This window comes from Streptomyces sp. AM6-12 (assembly GCF_044327085.1).
Taxonomy (GTDB): Bacteria; Actinomycetota; Actinomycetes; order Streptomycetales; family Streptomycetaceae; genus Streptomyces.
This window is the reverse complement of record NZ_JBIQWN010000001.1, coordinates 5,470,592-5,490,712: the sequence shown is the minus strand read 5'-3', so window position 1 is coordinate 5,490,712 and position 20,121 is coordinate 5,470,592. Positions and strand designations below refer to the sequence as shown.

Annotated in this window: 13 protein-coding genes; 4 read left to right on the top strand and 9 right to left on the bottom strand. The window is 73.1% G+C overall.

Annotated elements, in window-relative coordinates:
* Nucleotides 1-99 precede the first annotated feature (99 nt).
* A complete protein-coding gene (locus tag ACE4Q9_RS24945) occupies nucleotides 100-1,551 on the bottom strand; it encodes a lysine N(6)-hydroxylase/L-ornithine N(5)-oxygenase family protein (RefSeq protein ID WP_397986466.1) in 1,452 nt (483 codons plus the stop codon).
* Nucleotides 1,548-2,906, bottom strand: a complete 1,359-nt coding sequence (locus ACE4Q9_RS24940) for a pyridoxal phosphate-dependent decarboxylase family protein (protein WP_397986465.1) — start codon at nucleotides 2,904-2,906, stop codon at nucleotides 1,548-1,550. Before ACE4Q9_RS24940 ends, ACE4Q9_RS24945 begins: the two co-directional genes overlap by 4 nt.
* 158 nt (nucleotides 2,907-3,064) lie before the next feature.
* Here ACE4Q9_RS24940 and ACE4Q9_RS24935 point away from each other — a divergent pair, with 158 nt between their 5' ends.
* Nucleotides 3,065-3,613, top strand: coding sequence for a GNAT family N-acetyltransferase (locus tag ACE4Q9_RS24935; protein WP_397986464.1), 549 nt, complete (start codon nucleotides 3,065-3,067; stop codon nucleotides 3,611-3,613).
* Nucleotides 3,614-4,309: 696 nt separating this feature from the next.
* On the opposite strand, the gene ACE4Q9_RS24930 is transcribed toward ACE4Q9_RS24935, so the two are convergent.
* From ACE4Q9_RS24930 to ACE4Q9_RS24915, 4 genes are all read right to left on the bottom strand, one after another.
* Entirely contained in the window at nucleotides 4,310-5,146 is an 837-nt protein-coding gene (locus ACE4Q9_RS24930) for an NAD(P)H-binding protein (RefSeq protein WP_397986463.1), read from the bottom strand.
* A gap of 157 nt (nucleotides 5,147-5,303) precedes the next feature.
* Nucleotides 5,304-7,796: an aminopeptidase N gene (pepN, locus tag ACE4Q9_RS24925; RefSeq protein WP_397986462.1), complete on the bottom strand. Its 2,493-nt coding sequence runs from the start codon at nucleotides 7,794-7,796 to the stop codon at nucleotides 5,304-5,306.
* Between the two features lie 122 nt (nucleotides 7,797-7,918).
* Complete coding sequence (locus ACE4Q9_RS24920; protein WP_397986461.1) at nucleotides 7,919-8,251, bottom strand: chorismate mutase; 333 nt, start codon at nucleotides 8,249-8,251, stop codon at nucleotides 7,919-7,921.
* 34 nt (nucleotides 8,252-8,285) lie between these two features.
* Complete coding sequence (locus ACE4Q9_RS24915) at nucleotides 8,286-9,176, bottom strand: AraC family transcriptional regulator (RefSeq protein WP_397986460.1); 891 nt, start codon at nucleotides 9,174-9,176, stop codon at nucleotides 8,286-8,288.
* 98 nt (nucleotides 9,177-9,274) lie between these two features.
* On the opposite strand from ACE4Q9_RS24915, the gene ACE4Q9_RS24910 reads away from it, so the two are divergent.
* Together ACE4Q9_RS24910 and ACE4Q9_RS24905 are read left to right on the top strand one after the other, a co-directional pair.
* Complete coding sequence (locus ACE4Q9_RS24910; RefSeq protein ID WP_397986459.1) at nucleotides 9,275-11,032, top strand: beta-galactosidase family protein; 1,758 nt, start codon at nucleotides 9,275-9,277, stop codon at nucleotides 11,030-11,032.
* Nucleotides 11,033-11,164: 132 nt separating this feature from the next.
* Nucleotides 11,165-12,046 (top strand): hypothetical protein, encoded by an 882-nt coding sequence (locus tag ACE4Q9_RS24905; RefSeq protein WP_397986458.1) that lies wholly within the window; start codon nucleotides 11,165-11,167, stop codon nucleotides 12,044-12,046.
* Between the two features lie 45 nt (nucleotides 12,047-12,091).
* Here the strand turns inward: ACE4Q9_RS24905 and ACE4Q9_RS24900 are convergent, their stop codons facing one another.
* Nucleotides 12,092-12,817 carry a vWA domain-containing protein gene (locus ACE4Q9_RS24900; protein WP_397986457.1) on the bottom strand — a complete coding sequence of 242 codons (726 nt, stop codon included), beginning with the start codon at nucleotides 12,815-12,817 and terminating at the stop codon, nucleotides 12,092-12,094.
* A gap of 165 nt (nucleotides 12,818-12,982) precedes the next feature.
* On the opposite strand from ACE4Q9_RS24900, the gene ACE4Q9_RS24895 reads away from it, so the two are divergent.
* Nucleotides 12,983-13,849: a rhomboid family intramembrane serine protease gene (locus ACE4Q9_RS24895; RefSeq protein ID WP_397986456.1), complete on the top strand. Its 867-nt coding sequence runs from the start codon at nucleotides 12,983-12,985 to the stop codon at nucleotides 13,847-13,849.
* Between the two features lie 163 nt (nucleotides 13,850-14,012).
* Here the strand turns inward: ACE4Q9_RS24895 and ACE4Q9_RS24890 are convergent, their stop codons facing one another.
* Complete coding sequence (locus ACE4Q9_RS24890) at nucleotides 14,013-15,476, bottom strand: glutamate synthase subunit beta (protein ID WP_397986455.1); 1,464 nt, start codon at nucleotides 15,474-15,476, stop codon at nucleotides 14,013-14,015.
* Nucleotides 15,469-19,980: a glutamate synthase large subunit gene (gene gltB / locus ACE4Q9_RS24885; RefSeq protein ID WP_397987319.1), complete on the bottom strand. Its 4,512-nt coding sequence runs from the start codon at nucleotides 19,978-19,980 to the stop codon at nucleotides 15,469-15,471. Before gltB ends, ACE4Q9_RS24890 begins: the two co-directional genes overlap by 8 nt.
* Between the last annotated feature and the right edge of the window lie 141 nt (nucleotides 19,981-20,121).

Sequence of the window (20,121 nt, the reverse complement as noted above, 5' to 3'; positions counted from 1 at the left end):
TAGAGATTCCGGGCGGCATGACCACTCAACAACCTTCAGGTGAAGCCTTATTGACAAGTGTTGAATTGTGCAGGCAGCCGCTCCTATGAGCGAATTCGCTCACCGTTCTTCGACGAGCGGGGTGAGCCGCTGGGCGGAGTGCCGGGCCTGGGGAACGGCGGAATGCGGTTCGCGCAGCCCGAAGGTGGTGAAGGCCGTACGGGCCGGAAGGGGGTACGACTCCTTTCCGGTGAGCGAGTTGAGGATGGTGGCGCCGCGCCAGGCGGCGAGACCCAGGTCGGGGGCGCCGACGCCGTGGGTGTGCAGTTCGGCGTTCTGGACGTAGACGGAGCCCTTGACCGAGGGGTCGAGGACCAGGCGGAAGTCCGCGTCGATGCGCGGGCGCTCGGCGGCGTCGCGGCGCATATAGGGGTCGAGCCCGGCGAGCAGCCGGCCGAGGGGCCGCTGCTGGTAGCCGGTGGCGAGGACGACGGCGTCGGTGGCGAGCCGGGAGCGGCTGCCCTCCTCCAGGTGTTCCAGATGGAGTTCGATCTTGTTGCTGGCGATCCGGCCCGCGGTGCGCACGCGCACGCCGGGGGTGAGGACGGCGTCGGGCCAGCCGCCGTCCACGGTGCGCCGGTACAGCTCGTCGTGGATGGCGGCGAGGGTGCCGGCGTCGACGGCCTTGTGCAGCTGCCACTGGGCATCGACCAGCCGGTCGCGGACGGGTTCGGCGAGGGCGTGGAAGTAGCAGGTGTAGTCGGGGGTGAAGTGCTCCAGGCCGAGCTTGGAGTACTCCATCGGCGAGAACGCGGGGCTGCGGCCGATCCAGTGCAGCCGCTCCCCGCCGGCCGGGCGGCGGCGCAGCAGGTCGAGGAAGATCTCGGCGCCGGACTGCCCGGAGCCCACCACGGTGATGTGCCCGGCGGCCAGCAGCTCCTCACGGTGGTCGAGGTAGTCGGCGGCATGGCAGACGGGCAGTCCCTCGGCGTCCACCATGGGCTTGAGGGGGGCCGGCACATGGGGGACGGTGCCGACGCCGAGGACGAGGTTGCGGGTGTAGGCGCGGCCGAGGGCGTCGGCCTCGCCGTCGGCGTCCAGCTGGGTGAAGTCGACCTCGAACAGGCCGCGTTCGGGGTTCCAGCGGACGGCGTCGACCTGGTGGCCGAAGCGCAGACCCGGCAGGCCCTCGGTGACCCAGCGGCAGTAGGCGTCGTACTCGGCGCGCTCGATGTGGAAGCGCTCGGCGAAGTAGAAGGGGAACAGCCGCTCGCGGGTTCTGAGGTAGTTGAGGAAGCTCCAGGGGCTGGTGGGGTCGGCGAGGCTCACCAGGTCGGCGAGGAAGGGCACCTGGATGGTGGAGCCCTCGATGAGCAGGCCGGGGTGCCAGCTGAAGCCGGGCCGCTGTTCGTAGAAGACGGCGTCGAGTTCGGGCAGCGGATGGGCGAGGGCGGCGAGGGAGAGGTTGCAGGGGCCGATGCCGATGCCGACCAGGTCGCGGGGGGCGTCGGGGTCGCGGCGCGGCAGCAGGGAGGTGCGGGCGGCCGTCTGCGGAGCCGGGTGGGGGGTCATCTGGGGGTGCTTCCTTCGACGAGTTTCAACAGGTGGGCGAGGTCGTCCGGCCGGGTGTGGGGGTTGAGGAGGGTGGCCTTGAGCCAGAGGCGGCCGTCGAGCCGGGCGCGGCCGAGGACGGCCCGGCCTTCGTGCAGCAGCTCCCGGCGGACGCCGGCCACGGCGGCGTCGGTGGCCTCGGCGGGGCGGAACAGGACGGTGCTGATGACGGGGGTGTCGTACAGCTCGAAACCAGGGTGGGCCCGGATGAGCGCGGCGAACTCCTGGGCCAGGTCGCAGACGTGGTCGACCAGGGCGCCGAGGCCGCGGCGGCCGAGGGTGCGCAGGGTGACCGCGGCCTTGAGGATGTCGGGGCGGCGGGTGGTGCGCAGGGAGCGGCCGAGCAGGTCGGGGTGGCCGGCCTCGGTGTCGTCGTCGGCGTTCAGATAGTCGGCGCGGTGGTGGAGTACGGAGAGGTCGGCCGGGTCGGCGATGGCGAGCAGGCCGGCGGCGACCGGTTGCCAGCCGAGTTTGTGCAGGTCGAGGGTGACGGTGTGGGCGGCGTCGAGTCCGGCGAGCCGGGCGCGGTGCCGGTCGCTGAACAGCAGTCCGCCCCCGTAGGCGGCGTCGATGTGCAACCGGGCGCCGTGGGCCGCGCACAGGGCGGCGATCTCGGGCAGCGGGTCGATGAGCCCGGCGTCGGTGGTGCCGGCGGTGGCGGCGACCAGCAGGGGGCCGGGGAGCGCGGTGAGGGCGGCGTCGAGGGCGGCCGGGTCGAGGGTGCCGCCGGGGGCCGGGACGATCACCGGGTCGGGCAGTCCGAGCAGCCAGGCGGCGCGGGCCAGCGAGTGGTGGGCGGCGGCGCCGCAGACGAGCCGGACGCTGCCGTGGCCGGCCTCGCGGGCGAGCAGCAGGGCGAGTTGGTTGGACTCGGTGCCGCCGGTGGTGACCAGGGCGTCGGCCAGTCCGGCGGCGCGCGCGAGGTCCCGCGCGACGAGGGCTTCCAGGGCGGTGGCGCCGGGGGCCTGGTCCCAGGAGTCGAGGGAGGGGTTGAGGGCGCTGACCGCGAGGTCGGCCGCGGTGGCCACGGCGAGGGGCGGGCAGTGCAGATGGCCGGCGCACAGCGGGTCGGCGGGGTCGGCGGCGCCCTCGGCGAGGAGTCGTACGAGAGCGCGCAGGCCGTCCGGGTCGCCCTCGTACGGCAGTACGTCCCCGAGCGCGTCGGCGACCCGCCGGGCGGTGGCCTCGGGTCCGCCCGCGGGCAGCGGTCCGCCGCGCGCCTCGCGGCCTTCCGCCAGCGCGTCCAGCACGGTGCCGAGGAGCGGGCGGAGGGCGTCCGGGCCGTGCGGGCCCGAGGCGAGGGGCTGGGTCGGCATGGGCTTGCCTCCGCTCTCGGGGCTGCTCGGGGCGCGCCGGGTGGTACGGGAAGAGGGGCGTGGGTCCCCTTTCTCCAACGAGCGGGACCCGTACGTGGGTACTGCCGTACGGGGAAAACTTGTTGGAGCCGGTGCCCGGCAGCACTACCGTCGGCCGGATGGTGGACGCGTGGATGCTCGACGTGCCCGGCGAACGGGTGCTGGTGCGTGAACTCGGCCCGGCGGACGAGGCGCCGCTGATCCGGCTGTTCGAGGAGTGCGAGGACTATTTCCTGGCGGCCACCGGGCTGCCGTCGGCGCCGGGCGATGTGCAGAGCCTGTGCTACGCCCTGCCCGAGGGCGCGCACCCCGACGCCAAGGTGCTGCTGGTGCTGGAGCGGGACGGGGTGGTCGCGGGCGTCGTGGACGCGGTGCGCGACCATCCGGAGCCGGGCGCGGTGGCCGTCGGCCTGTTCCTGCTGGCCCCCTGGGCCCGCGGCCGGGGCCTCGGCCACACCCTGGCCCGCTCCCTGCTGGCACGGGCCGGGAACGCCCCCCTGGTGACGGCGACGGTCCCGCCCGGCTGGCGCCCCAGTGAACGCTTCCTGGAGCGGCTCGGCTTCGACATCACCCCGGCCCCCGGACCGGGCGCCGCGAACCGGCGACCGGGCCCGCGGGAGGGAGAAGCGCGACGGGCGGTGCTGCGGCGTCGGAACGGGGGCTCTTGAGCCCGGAGCCGGGGCGGGGGGCGGGGCTGGAGCCGCGCCCGGAGCAGGGGCCGGAACCCGGGGCGGAACCGGGGCCCCGCCCGCAGCCAGAGCCAGGGCCGGAGCCGGGGTCGGAGCCAGGGCCGGGGCTGGAGTCGGGGCCGCGCCCGGAGCAGGGGCTGGAGCCGGGGTCGGAGTCGGGGTAGCAGCCGGAACCGGGGCCGCGCCCGCAGCCGGAGTCGGAGTCGGAGCCGAGGTCCCGGAGCCGGGGCCGGAATCGGGGTCGAGGCCGCGCCCGGAACCGGGGTCGGAACCGGGGTCGCGCCCGCAGCCGGAGCCAGAACCGGAACCGGAGTCGCGCCCGCAGCCGGAGTCGGAGTCGGAGTCGGGGCTGGAGTCGGGGTCGGAACCGGGGCCGCGCCCGCAGCCAGAGCCAGGGCGGGAACCGGGGTCGGAGCCGGGGCCGCGCCCGCAGCCGGAGCGGGGGCCGCGCCCGGAGCCGCAACCGGGGCTGGAATCGGGACCGGAGCCAGAGTGGGGGCCGCGCCTGAAGCCAGAGTCGGGGCCGCGCCCCCAGCCGGGGCTGGAGTCGGCCGGGGCGAGGGTGCCCGGCGGGCTCGCACGCCGCCGAGCACCGGGCCCCTGAATCCACGTCCCGGAATCCGCGTCCCTGAATCCGCGTCCCGAGTCAGCTGAATCCGCGCCCCGAAGCCGCCCCTAGGCCGCGGAGTCGGCGACGAAGTCCGGGGCGTGGTCCCGTGCCCAGTGGGCGAAGGTGCGGGCCGGGGTGCCCGTGATCCGCTCGACCGTGCCGGTGATCTCCGGGGGCACGCCGATGGTGGCCTCGAAGGTTTCGAGGAGGCGGGCGAGCATGTGCGGGTCCAGGTACGGGAACAGCTCGGCGCCCGCCGTGCGGGGGTCGGCCTCCACGAAGGTCAGTTCCCGGCCGACGGCCGCGCCGATCGCCGCGACCTGGCCGGCGTTGGTGACCGCCTCCGGCCCGGTCAGGCGGTGTACGGCGCCCTCGTGGCCGTCGTCCAGGAACACGCGCTCGGCGACGGCGGCGATGTCGTCCTCGTGGATCGGCGCGGTGACCGCGTCCGCGTAGACGCCCCGGACGGTGTTCCCGGCGCGGATCTGGGGTGCCCATTGGAGGGCGTTGGTGGCGAACGCGTTGGGCCGCAGGAACGTCCAGGCGAGGCCGCTGTCGCGGATCAGCCGCTCGGCGGTGGCGTGCAGGACGTGGATGGGGTGGGTCTCGTCGGCGCCCTCCTGGACGATGCCGCTGGAGAGCAGGACGGCGTGGCGGACCCCGGCCGCGCGCGCCGCCGCCAGCAAAGGTTCGGTGACGGCCTGCGCGTAGAGGAAGACTCCGGTCACCCCGTCGAACAGGGCCGCGGGTACCTCGGGCCGGAACCGCACCACCTCGGCCCGCTCGGGCAGCGCGGCCCGCGCCGGGTCACGGGTCAGCGCGCGTACCGGCCGGCCCGCGGCGAGGAGTCGGTCCACCAGGGCGCGGCCCACGTTTCCGGTCGCGCCGGTCACTGCGATCACGATGGTTGCCTCCCGGCTCGCTCGATCATGTCGGTGCCCCGAGCCTAGGGGGGCGGTGCCGGGCGACGCACGGTCATAACGGGCCGGCGCCACACGTCATTACCGGACCGGGCGCCGCACGGTCATGACGGGTCGGCGGCGCCCGGCTTCGTCGGGTCTACTGCCGTGCCCCGCCCTCGCGGGCCCGCAGCGCGCGGCCCAGGTCGTCCAGGCGGTCGGCCAGGGCGCGGCGCAGGGACGGGGTGAGGTCGTCGCGGTCCAGGCATGCCTCGCCCAGGCGCAGGTGCTCGGCGTCCACGGCGTGGGCCGGGAAGCACCAGCGGCCGGCGGAGGCGGCGATGGCGTGGCCGCGGCGGGCGGCGAGGGGGACCGACTCCTCGTAGAAGCGCGGCACGTACTCCCGTACCAGGTCGGCCTGTTCGGGCTGCCAGAAGCCGTGGGCCGTGGCCGTGAAAAGGTAGTTGGACAGCTCGTCGCCGTCGAACATCGCGGCCCAGGCCGCGCGCTTGGCCTCCGGCTCGGGCAGCGCGGCGCGGCAGCGGGCGGCGCCCTCCTGGCCGGTGGCGCTCGGGTCGCGGGCCAGTTCGGCGGCGATGGCGGCCTCGTCGGTGGCGCCGAGTACGGCGAGCCGGGCGAGGATGCGCCAGCGCAGGTCGGGGTCGAGTTCGGGGCCGCCGGGCACGGTGCCGTCGGCGAGCCAGGCGGCGATGGTGTCCGGGTGGGCGGCCACGCCGATCAGGTGGCGGACGGCGATCAGCCGCAGGCCCGGGTGGTCGCCGTCCTCGGTGCGGCGCAGCAGGTCGCGGCAGAGGGCGGTGAGGGTGGCGAGCGCGGCCGGGCGCTCCCCGGCCGGCAGGTACTGGTCGGCGAGCTGGCCGCGCGCGAAGTCGAGCACGCCCTGTGCGACGGCGAGGTCGGTCTCGCGCGGCAGATGGGCGCGGGCGATCTCCAGGTAGGCGGCGGGCGCGAGTTCACCGTCGCGCACCGCGTCCCGCAGGGAGTTCCACACGATCGCGCGGGTGAGCGGGTCGGGCAGCCCGGACAGGCTGCTGCGGACCGACGCGAAGGACTCGGCGTCGAAGCGGACCTTGGCGTAGGTGAGGTCGCCGTCGTTGAGCAGGAGGAGTGCGGGGCGCTTGCCGATGGGGCGCGGGGTGTCCTGCGGGACGTCGAGTTCGAGGCGCTCGCGCAGGATCAGCCGGTCCTCGTCGGCGACGTCGTGGTCGTACAGCCCCGCGACGATGCGGTGCGGGCGGCTGCCCCGGTGGTCGACGGCCAGCGTGCAGGCGCCGTCGGCGGTCTCGATCACGGGGGTGAGGGTGTCGACGCCGGTGGTGCGCAGCCAGCTGTCGGCCCAGGCGCGCACGTCGCGTTTGGTGACGGAGGCCAGGGAGTCGAGGAAGTCGGCGAGGGTCGCGTTGCCGAAGCGGTGCCGGGCGAAGTGGGTGTTGATGCCCGCGAGGAAGTCCTTCTCGCCCAGCCAGGCCGCCAGTTGGCGCAGTGCGGAGGCGCCCTTGGCGTACGAGATGCCGTCGAAGTTGAGCAGGGCGGTGGCGGCGTCGTCCACGCCCTCGGGGGCGACCGGGTGGGTGGTGGGGCGCTGGTCCGCTTCATACCCCCACGCCTTGCGGGTGATGCCGAACTCGGTCCAGGGGTCGGTGAAGCGGGTGGCCTCGGCGGTGGTCTGGTAGCCCATGTACTCGGCGAAGGACTCGTTCAGCCAGATGTCGTCCCACCACTTGAGCGTGACGAGGTCGCCGAACCACATGTGGGCCATCTCGTGCGAGATGACCATGGCGCGCAGCTGGCGCTCCGTGTCGGTGACGGCGGAGCGGTAGACGAACTCGTCGCGGAAGGTGACCAGGCCCGGATTCTCCATGGCTCCCGCGTTGAACTCGGGGACGAACGCCTGGTCGTAGGAGTCGAAGGGGTACGGCTCCTCGAACTTCTCGTGGTAGCGGTCGAAGCACGCGCGCGTGACCTCGAAGATCTCCTCGGCGTCGGCGTCGAGGTGGGGCGCGAGCGAGCGGCGGCAGTGGATGCCGAAGGGCAGCCCGCGGTGCTCGGTGCGCACCGAGTGCCAGGGGCCGGCGGCGACGGCGACCAGGTAGGTGGAGATCGGCGGGGTGGGGGCGGCCCGCCAGATGCCGTCGGCGCCGCGCTCGGTGACGCCGTTGGCGAGCACGGTCCACTCCTCGGGCGCCTTGACCGAGACCTCGAAGACGGCCTTCAGGTCGGGCTGGTCGAAGGCGGGGAAGACCCGCTGGACGTCGTCCATCGCCAGCTGCGTGTAGACGTACGTCTCGCCGTCGACCGGGTCGGTGAAGCGGTGCATGCCCTCGCCGGTGCGCGAGTAGCGCATGGCCGCCTCGGCGCGCAGCTCGTGCTCGCCCGCGGTGAGGCCCTTCAGCAGCAGCCGGTCCTCGCGCAGCGCGTCCGGGCCCAGGGGCTGTCCGTCCAGGGTCACGGAGCGCAGCTCGGCGGGCTTCACCTCGAGGAACGTGTCCCCGTCGGACCGCGTGGTGAACCGGATCACGGTACGGGAGCCGAAGGTCTCGTCCCCGGTGGTGAGGTCCAGTTCGACCGTGTAGCGGTGGACGTCGAGGAGCTGAGCTCGGAGCTGCGCTTCGTCGCGCGTGAGTACGGACATGGATGCCATGCTGCCTGATGGGACTGACAGCGCACAGCGCAGGAGCGTTACACGCCTATTATCCGACCCGCCCTTTTCTTCCCCTTGTTCGGGATTCGGTGTCCGGTCTCCGGGTTCCGGATTCAGTTCCCGTTGGTGTCCTCGGCGATGCGCTCGTGGTGCCTGATCACCTCGGCGATGATGAAGTTGAGGAACTTCTCGGCGAACGCGGGATCGAGCTTGGCGTTCTCGGCGAGCCGGCGCAGCCGGTCGATCTGGCGGGCCTCGCGGGCCGGGTCGGCGGGCGGCAGCTGGTGCACGGCCTTGAGCCTGCCGACCTGCTGGGTGGCCTTGAAGCGTTCGGCGAGCATGTGGACGACGGCCGCGTCGATGTTGTCGATGCTGTCGCGCAGCCGCTCCAGTTCCTGGCGGACCGCGAAGTCCACGTCACCCGTGCCGGTGTTGCTGGTGGTCATGGACGCCCACCCTATGTGGTCGGCGGGGGTTGGCTCATGCGGTGTCCGAGGGGTGGATCACCGGGGGGTCGTCCGGGTCCGGGACGCGGTCGCTCCAGCCGCCGGGGACGCTGCGGCCCTGCTGGGCGCGGAAGCGGGCCGGGGCGAGGCCGACGCGGCGGGTGAACAGACGGGAGAAGTAGGCGGGATCGTCGTAGCCGACGCGGCGGGCGACGGCGGCGACGGGCAGTTCGGTGCCGGCGAGGAGTTCCTTGGCGCGGCCGAGCCGGATGCCGAGCAGGTAGTCCTTGGGGGTGCAGCCGGCCGCCCGGCGGACCGCGCCGCGCAGTTCGGCGGTGGTCATGCCGTGCCGGGCGGCGTGGTCGGCGACGCTGAGCGGGGCGCAGGCGTCCCGCGCGAGGGCTTCGAGGACCTGGACGCCGTCGGGGGCGAGGTCGGCGCGGGCGCGGCGCAGGGCGACGAGGAGTTCGTGCACGGCGGCGCCGGTCTCCACCTCCAGGAGGGGGTTGCCGCGGCGGGCGGCGCGGGCGATGCGGGCGATCACCGCGCGGGGTCCCACGGCGTCGGAGAGGGCCACGACGGGCCGTTCGGGCTCGATGTAGCCCAGCTCGGTGTAGGTGGCGGTGGCGGGTCCGGCGAAGTCCACGAAGCCCTCGTCCCAGCCGGTGTCCGGACCGGGTGCGTAGTGGTGGGGCACGCCGGGGGTTAGCCAGAGCAGCGCGGGCGTGGTGACGGTCGTACGGCGGCCGTCGGCGCCGGCGTACCAGCCGCCGCCGGAGCTGATCACGACGGCCACGTGGTGGTCGAGGGTGCGCGGGCCGACGGTGGGCAGCGCGCCGTGCTGGAGTCCGACGCCGAGGCAGACCAGGCCGAGGCGGTGGTGGGCGGGGCCGGGGCTGAAGAACCGCATCCAGGTCTGGTACACCGCTGCTCCTCCCGGCGTCGGCGGCGGCCGGTTTTTGTCCAAGTGGTGCCGATCTTCGTCCATGGCGCGGTGCACCGGAAGGGGTGAGCCTTGGCGGTATGAGCGAGTTCACCGTGGGCGAGCGGGACTTCCTGCTGGACGGGCGGCCGGTGCGGCTGCTGTCCGGCGCGCTGCACTACTTCCGGGTGCACGAGGAGCAGTGGGGACACCGCCTCGCGATGCTGCGGGCGATGGGCCTGAACTGCGTGGAGACCTATGTGCCGTGGAATCTGCACGAGCCGGCTCCGGGGCGCCACCGGGACGTGGCGGCGGTGGGCCGTTTCCTGGACGCGGCGCGCGCGGCGGGCCTGTGGGCGATCGTGCGGCCCGGCCCCTACATCTGCGCCGAGTGGGAGAACGGCGGTCTGCCGGCCTGGCTGACCGGAGAGCTGGGGCGGCGGGTGCGCACACGGGACGAGCGGTATCTGAGCCGGGTCCGCGACTGGTTCGGCCGGCTGCTGCCCGAGATCGTGCCCCGGCAGGCCGACCGCGGCGGCCCGGTGGTCCTGGTGCAGGTGGAGAACGAGTACGGCAGTTACGGCTCCGACGCGGGCTACCTCGCCCGACTGGCCGCCCTGTTGCGCGCCGGGGGCGTCACGGTGCCGCTGTGCACCTCCGACGGCCCCGAGGACCACATGCTGACCGGCGGGTCCGTGCCCGGCGCGCTCGCCACGGCGAATTTCGGCTCCCGCGCGCGCGAGGCGTTCGCCGCGCTGCGCCGCCACCGCCCCTCGGGTCCGCTGATGTGCATGGAGTTCTGGTGCGGCTGGTTCGACCACTGGTCCGGGACGCCCGCCGCGCGAGACCCGGAGGAGGCCGCCGGGGCGCTGCGGGAGATCCTGGAGTGCGGTGCCTCGGTGAACCTCTACATGGCGCACGGCGGCACCAGCTTCGGCGGCTGGGCGGGCGCGAACCGGGGCGGCGAGCTGCACGAGGGCGTGCTCCAGCCGGATGTGACCTCCTACGACTACGACGCCCCGGTGGACGAATACGGCCGCCCCACCGAGAAGTTCCGGCGCTTGAGGGAGGTGCTGGCGCGCTACCGGGAGGGCCCCTTGCCGGAACTCCCGCCTCAGCCCGCGCGATTGTCCTCCCCGGTCGGGGTTTCGCTCACCGGATGGGCGCCTATGGACGCCGTTCTCGCCGCCCTGGGCGGCGAGGAGACGGCACGGCCCCAGGCGCCCACGTTCGAGGACCTGGGCGTCACGCGGGGCCTGGTCCGCTACGAGGTGGACGTGCCCGGACCGCGCGAGCCGTACCCGCTGACCGTGCGGGGGCTGCGGGATCTGGCCGTGGTGTACGTCGACGGGGTGCGGGCCGGGGTGCTCACCGAGGCGGAACCCCGGCTGAAGGAGCCCGTCGCGGGTCCGGCGCGGGTGGAGCTGTGGGTGGAGTCCCTCGGCCGGGTGAACTACGGGCCGCTCCTGGGCGAGGCGAAGGGGATCACCGGGGGCGTGCTGCACGAGCGGCAGTACCTGCACGGGGTGCGGGCCCGCGGGCTGGACCTGGACGCGTTCGGGGACGGCGTGTCCGCGGTGCCGTTCGGCGCGCCGCCCGCCGCGGGGGGACGGGGACTGTACCGGGGCACGGCCACGGTGCCCGGGACGGCCGGGGACGCCCGGCTGGAACTGCCGGGCCTGACGCGCGGTTTCGTGTGGATCAACGGCTTCTGCCTGGGCCGCTACTGGTCGGCGGGGCCCCAGCGGTCGCTGTACGTTCCCGGTCCGGTGCTGCGGGCGGGGGCGAACGAGGTGTGGGTGCTGGAGCTGGAGGACACGGAGGGGGACGGGGTGGCGCCGCGGCTGCTGCCGGTGTGAGGCAGAGGCTGCCGCCGGGTGTCGTGGGCGGTGGCGGCGGGCGGCGGGGCGCCTACCCTGGAGGAGCGGTGCGGGCTCGGGCGCGGGGTCGCGAGGGCTCATCGGACTGTCGGGGCGTCTGGGGGTGCCGGCGTGGCGAACGGCGGACCGGTGGAGCACGGATTCCCGCATCTGGAGACGGTGCGGGCGGCGATCACCGCGCTGTATCGGCGGCTGTCGCCGACGACCGTGCGGACGTTCTCGGCCAGTGTGGCCCCCGCGGACGTGGCGTTCTGCGACACCGACGACCTGCATCTGGGGGCGCAGCGGGTGGCCCGCGAGCTGGTGCGGCACTTCCGGCTGCCGGACGCGCGGCTGATCGTCGGCTTCCGGGAGATGACCCATGCGGCGAACGTCGAACTGGCGGCGGGCCCCGAGTACTTCGTGGAGCTGAACGACCGTTTCCGCACCCACCGCCGGGACATCGGCGCGGCGCTCGCGCACGAGGTGGCGCACGTCTATCTGCACCGCCTGGACCTCGCCTTCCCCACGACGGCGGCGAACGAGATCCTCACGGACACGGTGACGACGTACCTGGGCGCGGGTTGGCTCCTGCTGGACGCCTACCGCGAGGACGCGCTCTCCTCGCAGAAGCTGGGCTACCTCACCCCGGAGGAGTTCGGCTATGTGCTGGCCAAGCGGTCCCTGCTGTTCGGCGAGGACCCCTCGGTCCGGTTCACCAGCCCGCAGGCGTACACCGCGTACACCAAGGGCCTGGCCCGCGCCCGGCAGGACACCCGGCAGCCCCCGCTGACCGGCGCCGGCTGGGCCGGCCGCCACCGCTATGCCCACGACCGCCGCCAGGCCGCGCCGGCTCCCGCGGGCGTCCCCTACTCCTTCGGCTCCGACCCCGCGGGCCGCCTCCACGTCACCTTCCCCTGCCCGACCTGCCACCAGCGGATCAGGGTGCCGGTGCGGGGGCGGGTGCGGGCGCGGTGCGGGTTGTGCGGGGCGGTGCTGGAGTGCGACACCTGAGCGTCCGGGGGCCGAGCGGGGCCGGTGCGCCGCGCGCCCGCCGGTTCAGGCGGGGCGGACGATGCCGGCGGCGCGGGCGGCCGACAGCCAGGAGGGGAACTCGCCGACGAGACGGTCGTACAGCTCGGTGTCGGTCAGACGCCGGGGGTCCTCGCCCGCGTGGAAGAAGCCGGCGTTGTCCACGATCCGCTTGCCGGGCACCGGGAGTTCGTCCAGTCTCCGCAGGAAGTCGAACTGCTTGCCGTGCGGGTCGCCGAAGCCGATGAACTGCCAGAACAGGGGCAGCTTGGCGGACTTGCAGAGGTAGCGTTCCGCGGCGAGCTTGTTGATGGGGCCGCCGTCGGTCTGGAAGACGACCAGGGCGGGGTCGGTGGCGCCGCCGTCCAAGTAGTGGTCGATGACGGCGTCCATCGCCAGGTGGTAGCTGGTCTTGCCCATGTGGCCGAGCCCGGTGACGATCCGCTCGACGCTGCCCGCGTGCCGGGCGAGGGGTATGTCGGTGACGGCGTCGATGCCGGTGGAGAAGAACACCACCGGCACCCGGCCGTCGTCGTCCAGGTGCGCGGACAGCCCCAGCACCCGGTCGGCGAGCGCCTGGACGCTGCCGTCCTGGTAGTACGGCCGCATGGAGCCGGAGTAGTCGAGGACGAGGTAGACGGCGGCCCGCAGCCCGTCCAGGCCGTGTTTGCGCAGGCTGACCCCGGCCGAGCGGTAGGCGCCGACGAGCGCGGGCGCGGTCTCCTCCACCTTGCGCAGGCTGATCGCGGCCATGGCCCCCTCCGGCCGTTCCGAGGAGCCGAGCCTACGGGATCACGCGCACCGGGCGTCGCGCCCCTCCCACCGGTTCGCTATTTTGATCGCTGCCGCCCCACCGGCTCGCTGTGCTTCCCCCCGCCCCTCCCCCTTGTCTTTCTTCCCCTTCCGAGGAGCCGGCCCGTGGCCGCCGAGTCCGTCGTGACCACCTGTTTCCGTCATCCGCGGGTGGAGTCGTACGTCCGCTGCACCCGCTGCGGCCGTTTCATCTGCCCGTCCTGCATGCGGGCGGCGTCCGTCGGGCATCAGTGTCCAGAGTGCGTGCGGGAGGGTGCCCGGTCGGTCCGGCGGGCGCGGACCGTGTTCGGGGGCCGCGTCACCGCGGTGCCGCTGCTGACGTATGTGCTGGTCGGGCTGAACGTGGTGGCGTATGTGGTGGAGCTGGCCCGGCCGGCGTTCGAGTTCCGCTTCGCGATGCTCGGCACCACGCCCGCCGGCTATGTGCCGGAGGGGGTCGCGCACGGGGAGTGGTACCGGCTGCTGACCGGCGCGTTCCTGCATCTGACGCCCGGCGAGGGGACGTTCGGGATCACGCACGTCCTGTTCAACATGGTGGCGCTGTGGAACATCGGCCGGGTCGTGGAGATTCAGCTGGGCCGCGTGCGCTACCTCGCCCTGTACCTGCTGTCGGCGCTCGGCGGTTCGGTGCTGGAGCTGCTGCTGGTCCCGGAGTCGTACACGGTCGGCGCCTCCGGTGCGATCTTCGGTCTGGGCGCCGCCTACTGGGTCATGGGCCGCCGCCTCGGCCATGACATGCGCGAGGTCAACCGGTACATGGCGGGCCTGCTGCTGTGGCTGGTGATCTCGGCGGGGCTGACCTCCTGGCAGGGCCACCTCGGCGGGCTGCTCGCGGGCGCCGTGGTGACGCTGGCCTTCGCCTACGCGCCCCGCGACAGGCGGCGCGCCCTGGTGCAGGCGGGGGTGTGCGTGGCCCTGCTCGCCCTGCTGCTCGCGCTCGCCTGGCTGAAGGCGGCCTCGCTGACCGCCTGATTCCGGGGCGGCGGAACAGCACACGGCGGGATCGCGCCGGACAGCGCGCCGGACAGCGCCGGGGAAAAGTCAACGGCGCCTGCCCGGTCGTCCGGTCGGGGACAGGTGGGCAGGCGCCGTTGGTGTTCCGCACGCCTTTGTGCGGGACGTTCCAGGGGTGCCGTCAGACCGCGAGCGCGCGGTCGGTCGGGCGGATCGGGGCCGGCAGGTCGCTGGCCCCGGTCAGGTAGCGGTCGACGCCGCGGGCGGCCGAGCGGCCCTCCGCGATCGCCCAGACGATCAGGGACTGCCCGCGGCCGGCGTCACCGGCGACGAACACCCCCGGCACATTGGTCTGGAAGTCGGCGTCGCGGGCGATGTTACCCCGCTCATCGAGGTCTAGACCAAACTGCTCCACCAGGCCGTTCTCCCGGTCGGTGCCGGTGAAACCCATCGCCAGGGTGACCAGCTGGGCCGGGATGCGGCGCTCGGTGCCCGGCTTCTGGGTGAGCTTGCCGTCCACGAAGGCGACCTCGGCCAAGTGCAGCCACTGCACATTGCCGTCCTCGTCGCCCTCGAAGTGGGTGGTGGAGACGGAGTAGAGCCGCTCGCCGCCCTCCTCGTGGGCCGAGGTGACCTTGTAGAGGATCGGGAAGGTGGGCCAGGGCTGCCCGGTCGGGTGCCGCTCGTCGTTCGGGCGGGGCATGATCTCCAGCTGGGTGACCGAGGCCGCGCCCTGCCGGTGCGCGGTGCCCACGCAGTCCGCGCCGGTGTCACCGCCGCCGATCACGACGACGTGCTTGCCCTCGGCCGACACGGGCGGGGTCACGTAGTCGCCCTCCTGGACCTTGTTGGCCAGGGGCAGGTACTCCATCGCCTGGTAGATGCCCTTCAGCTCCCGTCCGGGGACGGGGAGGTCACGGGCGGTGGTGGAGCCGGCGGCGATCACGATCGCGTCGTAGCGCTTCTTCAGGTCCCGCGCGTTCAGGTCGCGGCCGATCTCGACGCCGGTGCGGAAGCGGGTGCCCTCCGCGCGCATCTGCTCGATACGGCGGTTGATGTGCCGCTTCTCCATCTTGAACTCGGGGATGCCGTACCGCAGCAGGCCGCCGATGCGGTCCGCGCGCTCGTAGACGGCGACCGTGTGTCCCGCGCGGGTCAGCTGCTGGGCGGCGGCCAGGCCGGCGGGGCCCGAGCCGATCACCGCGACCGTCTTGCCGGACAGGCGCTCGGGGATGCGCGGCACGACGTGCCCGCCGTCCCACGCCTTGTCGATGATGGAGACCTCGACGTTCTTGATGGTGACCGGCTGCTGGTTGATGCCGAGCACGCACGCCGACTCGCACGGCGCCGGGCACAGCCGCCCGGTGAACTCCGGGAAGTTGTTGGTGGCGTGCAGCCGCTCGTAGGCGGCGGCCCAGTCCTCGCGGTAGGCGTAGTCGTTCCACTCGGGGATCAGGTTCCCGAGCGGACAGCCGTTGTGGCAGAACGGGATGCCGCAGTCCATGCACCGGCCGGCCTGCTTGCCGATGATCGGCAGCAGGGAGCCGGGGACGTAGACCTCGTTCCAGTCCTTGACGCGCTCACCGACGGGACGGGTCCTGGCGACCTCGCGGCCGTGGTTGAGGAAGCCCTTCGGATCAGCCATTGGTCGCCGCCTCCATCATCTTCTCGGTGATCTCGGTCTCGGAGAGACCGGCTCGCTCGGCGGCGTCCTTGGCGGCGAGCACTGCCTGGTACGTGCGGGGGATGATCTTGCTGAACCGGGCCGCGGCCGCGTCCCAGTCGGCGAGCAGCTTCGCGGCGACGGTCGAGCCGGTCTCCTCGGCGTGCCGGCGCACCACGTCGTGCAGCCACGCCTTGTCCGACTCGTCCGGCTCCTGGACGGCGTCCGCGTTGCCCGCGTTGACGTTGTCGGGGTCGAGGTCGACGACGTAGGCGATGCCACCGGACATGCCCGCCGCGAAGTTGCGGCCGGTCGGGCCGAGGACGACCGCGTGACCGCCGGTCATGTACTCGCAGCCGTGGTCGCCCACGCCCTCGGAGACGACCAGCGCGCCGGAGTTGCGCACACAGAACCGCTCGCCGGTACGACCGCGCAGGAACAGCTCGCCGCCGGTGGCGCCGTAGCCGATGGTGTTGCCCGCGATCGTCGAGTACTCGGCGAGGTGGTCGGCGGCACGGTCCGGGCGGACGATGATCCGGCCACCGGACAGGCCCTTGCCCACGTAGTCGTTGGCGTCGCCCTCCAGGCGCAGCGTGATGCCGCGCGGCAGGAAGGCGCCGAAGGACTGGCCCGCGGAACCGGTGAAGGTGATGTCGATGGTGTCCTCGGGCAGGCCCGCGCCGCCGAACTTCCGGGTCACCTCGTGGCCCAGCATGGTGCCGACCGTGCGGTTGATGTTGCGGATGGCGACCTGGGCGCGCACCGGCTGCGCCTCGGTCGCGTCGTCCGCGGCAAGGGCGTCGGCGGCGAGCTTGATCAGCTCGTTGTCCAGGGCCTTCTCCAGGCCGTGGTCCTGGGCGGTCAGCCGGTGGCGGGCGGCGCCCTCGGGCAGGTCCGGCACGTGGAACAGCGGTTCCAGGTCCAGGCCCTGCGCCTTCCAGTGGTCGACGGCGCGCCGCACGTCCAGCACCTCGGCGTGGCCGACGGCCTCCTCGATGGAGCGGAAGCCCAGCTCGGCGAGGAGCTCGCGGACCTCCTCGGCGATGAACCGGAAGAAGTTCACGATGTGCTCGGCCTTGCCGGCGAAGCGCTCGCGCAGCACCGGGTTCTGGGTGGCGATGCCGACCGGACAGGTGTCCAGGTGGCACACGCGCATCATGACGCAGCCGGAGACGACGAGCGGCGCGGTCGCGAAACCGAACTCCTCGGCGCCCAGCAGCGCGGCGATGACCACATCGCGGCCGGTCTTGAGCTGACCGTCGGTCTGTACGACGATCCGGTCGCGCAGCCCGTTGAGCAGCAGCGTCTGCTGGGTCTCGGCGAGGCCCAGCTCCCAGGGGCCGCCCGCGTGCTTCAGCGAGGTCAGCGGGGAGGCGCCGGTGCCGCCGTCGTGACCGGAGATCAGCACGACGTCCGCGTGCGCCTTGGACACCCCGGCCGCGACGGTGCCGACGCCGACCTCGGAGACCAGCTTGACGTGGATCCGGGCGCGGGGGTTGGCGTTCTTGAGGTCGTGGATCAGCTGGGCCAGATCCTCGATGGAGTAGATGTCGTGATGCGGCGGCGGGGAGATCAGGCCCACGCCCGGCGTCGAGTGCCGGGTCTTGGCGACCCAGGGGTAGACCTTGTGGCCGGGCAGCTGGCCGCCCTCGCCGGGCTTGGCGCCCTGGGCCATCTTGATCTGGATGTCGTCCGCGTTGACCAGGTACTCGGAGGTGACGCCGAAGCGGCCGGAGGCGACCTGCTTGATCGCCGAGCGGCGCGCGGGGTCGTACAGGCGCTCCGGGTCCTCGCCGCCCTCACCGGTGTTGGACTTGCCGCCGAGCTGGTTCATGGCGATGGCGAGGGTCTCGTGCGCCTCCTTGGAGATGGAGCCGTACGACATCGCGCCGGTCGAGAACCGCTTGACGATCTCGCTGACCGGCTCGACCTCCTCGACCGGGATCGGCGCCCGGTCCGAGGTGAAGCCGAACAGGCCGCGCAGCGTCATCAGGCGCTCGGACTGCTCGTTCACCCGCGAGGTGTACTTCTTGAAGATGTCGAAGCGGCCGGTGCGCGTGGAGTGCTGGAGGCGGAAGACGGTCTCCGGGTCGAAGAGGTGCGGCTCGCCCTCGCGGCGCCACTGGTACTCGCCGCCGATGTCCAGGGCGCGGTGCGCCGGGGCGATGCCGGAGGCCGGGTAGGCCTTGGCGTGGCGGGCGGCGACCTCGGCGGCGATGACGTCGATGCCGACGCCGCCGATCTTGGTGGCGGTGCCGTTGAAGTACTTCTCCACGAAGGCCTCGTCCAGGCCGACGGCCTCGAAGACCTGGGCGCCGCGGTAGGAGGCGACGGTGGAGATGCCCATCTTGGACATGACCTTCAGGACGCCCTTGCCGAGGGCGTAGATCAGGTTCTTGATGGCCTTCTCGGGCTCGATGCCCTGGAGGAAGGTGCCCGCGCGCAGCAGGTCCTCCACCGACTCCATGGCGAGGTAAGGGTTGACGGCGGCGGCGCCGTACCCGATCAGCAGGGCGACGTGGTGGACCTCGCGGACGTCGCCAGCCTCGACCAGCAGGCCCACGTGGGTGCGCTGCTTGGTGCGGATGAGGTGGTGGTGGACGGCCGCGGTGAGCAGCAGCGAGGGGATCGGCGCGTGCTCGGCGTCGGAGTGCCGGTCGGAGAGGACGATCAGGCGGGCGCCGTTCTCGATGGCCGCGTCGGCCTCGGCGCAGATCTCCGCTATGCGGGCGGCCAGCGACTCGCCGCCGCCGCTCACCCGGAACAGACCGGAGAGGGTCACGGCCTTGAAGCCGGGCATGTCGCCGTCGGCGTTGATGTGGATGAGCTTGGCCAGCTCGTCGTTGTCGATCACCGGGAAGGGCAGCAGGACGGACCGGCAGGAGGCGGCGGTCGGCTCCAGCAGGTTGCCCTGCGGGCCCAGCGCGCTGCGCAGGGAGGTGACCAGTTCCTCGCGGATGGCGTCCAGCGGCGGGTTGGTGACCTGGGCGAACAGCTGGGTGAAGTAGTCGAACAGCAGCCGGGGGCGCTCGGACAGGGCCGCGATCGGGGAGTCGGTGCCCATGGAGCCGATCGGCTCGGCGCCGGTGCGGGCCATCGGGGCGAGGAGGACGCGCAGTTCCTCCTCGGTGTAGCCGAAGGTCTGCTGGCGGCGGGTGACCGAGGCGTGGGTGTGCACGATGTGCTCGCGCTCGGGCAGGTCGCCCAGCTCGATCTCGCCGGCCTCCAGCCACTCGGCGTACGGCTCGGCGCCGGCGAGGGCGGACTTGACCTCGTCGTCCTCGATGATGCGGTGCTCGGCGGTGTCCACGAGGAACATCCGGCCGGGCTGGAGGCGGCCCTTGCGGACGACCCGTGCGGGGTCGATGTCCAGGACGCCGACCTCGGAGCCGAGGACGACCAGGCCGTCGTCGGTGACCCAGTAGCGGCCGGGGCGCAGGCCGTTGCGGTCGAGTACGGCGCCGACCTGGGTGCCGTCGGTGAAGGTGACGCAGGCGGGACCGTCCCAGGGCTCCATCATGGTGGCGTGGTAGCCGTAGAAGGCGCGCCGGGCCGGGTCCATGGTGGCGTGGTTCTCCCAGGCCTCCGGGATCATCATCAGCACGGCGTGCGGCAGCGAACGGCCGCCGAGGTGCAGCAGCTCCAGGACCTCGTCGAAGGAGGCGGAGTCGGAGGCGCCCGGAGTGCACACCGGGAAGAGGCGGTCCAGCTTCTCCGCGGGGCCGAACAGGTCGGTGGCCAGCCGGGACTCGCGGGCGCGCATCCAGTTGCGGTTGCCCTGGACGGTGTTGATCTCGCCGTTGTGGGCGACGAAGCGGTACGGGTGCGCCAGCGGCCACGACGGGAAGGTGTTCGTGGAGAACCGGGAGTGCACCAGCGCGATCGCGGAGGCGAAGCGGCGGTCGGACAGGTCCGGGAAGAAGGGCTCCAGCTGGCCGGTGGTCAGCATGCCCTTGTAGACGATGGTGCGCGCGGACAGCGAGGGGAAGTAGACGCCCGCCTCGCGCTCGGCGCGCTTGCGCAGCACGAACGCCTTGCGGTCCAGGGCGATGCCCTCGCTGGCCCCGTCGGTCACGAAGATCTGCCGGAAGACCGGCATGGTGGAGCGGGCGGTGGCGCCCAGCAGCTCGGGGGCGACCGGCACCTCGCGCCAGCCGAGGACGGTCAGGCCCTCCTCGGCGGCGATGGCGTCGATGGCCGCCGCGGCGTCCTCGGTGCCTTCCGGGGGCAGGAAGGCGATACCGGCGGCGTAGGAACCGGCGGCGGGCAGCTCGAATCCGGCCACCTCGCGGAAGAAGGCGTCCGGCACCTGCGAGAGCAGGCCCGCACCGTCGCCCGAGTCCGGCTCGGAGCCGGTGGCGCCGCGGTGCTCCAGATTGCGCAGCACGGTCAGCGCCTGCTCGACCAGGGTGTGGGAGGCCTCGCCGGTGAGAGTGGCGACGAAACCGACGCCGCAGGCGTCGTGTTCGTTGCGGGGGTCGTACATACCCTGCGCAGCAGGGCGAGCATCCATGAACGACCAGTTCTGGCCGTTCTCGGAATGCTGGGACGGCTGGCGCGGCGTACGCATCGGCTCTCCCGTCGTCGTCATGTGGCATGTGGCGTGTGCCGAGGGACGACGTTGGCC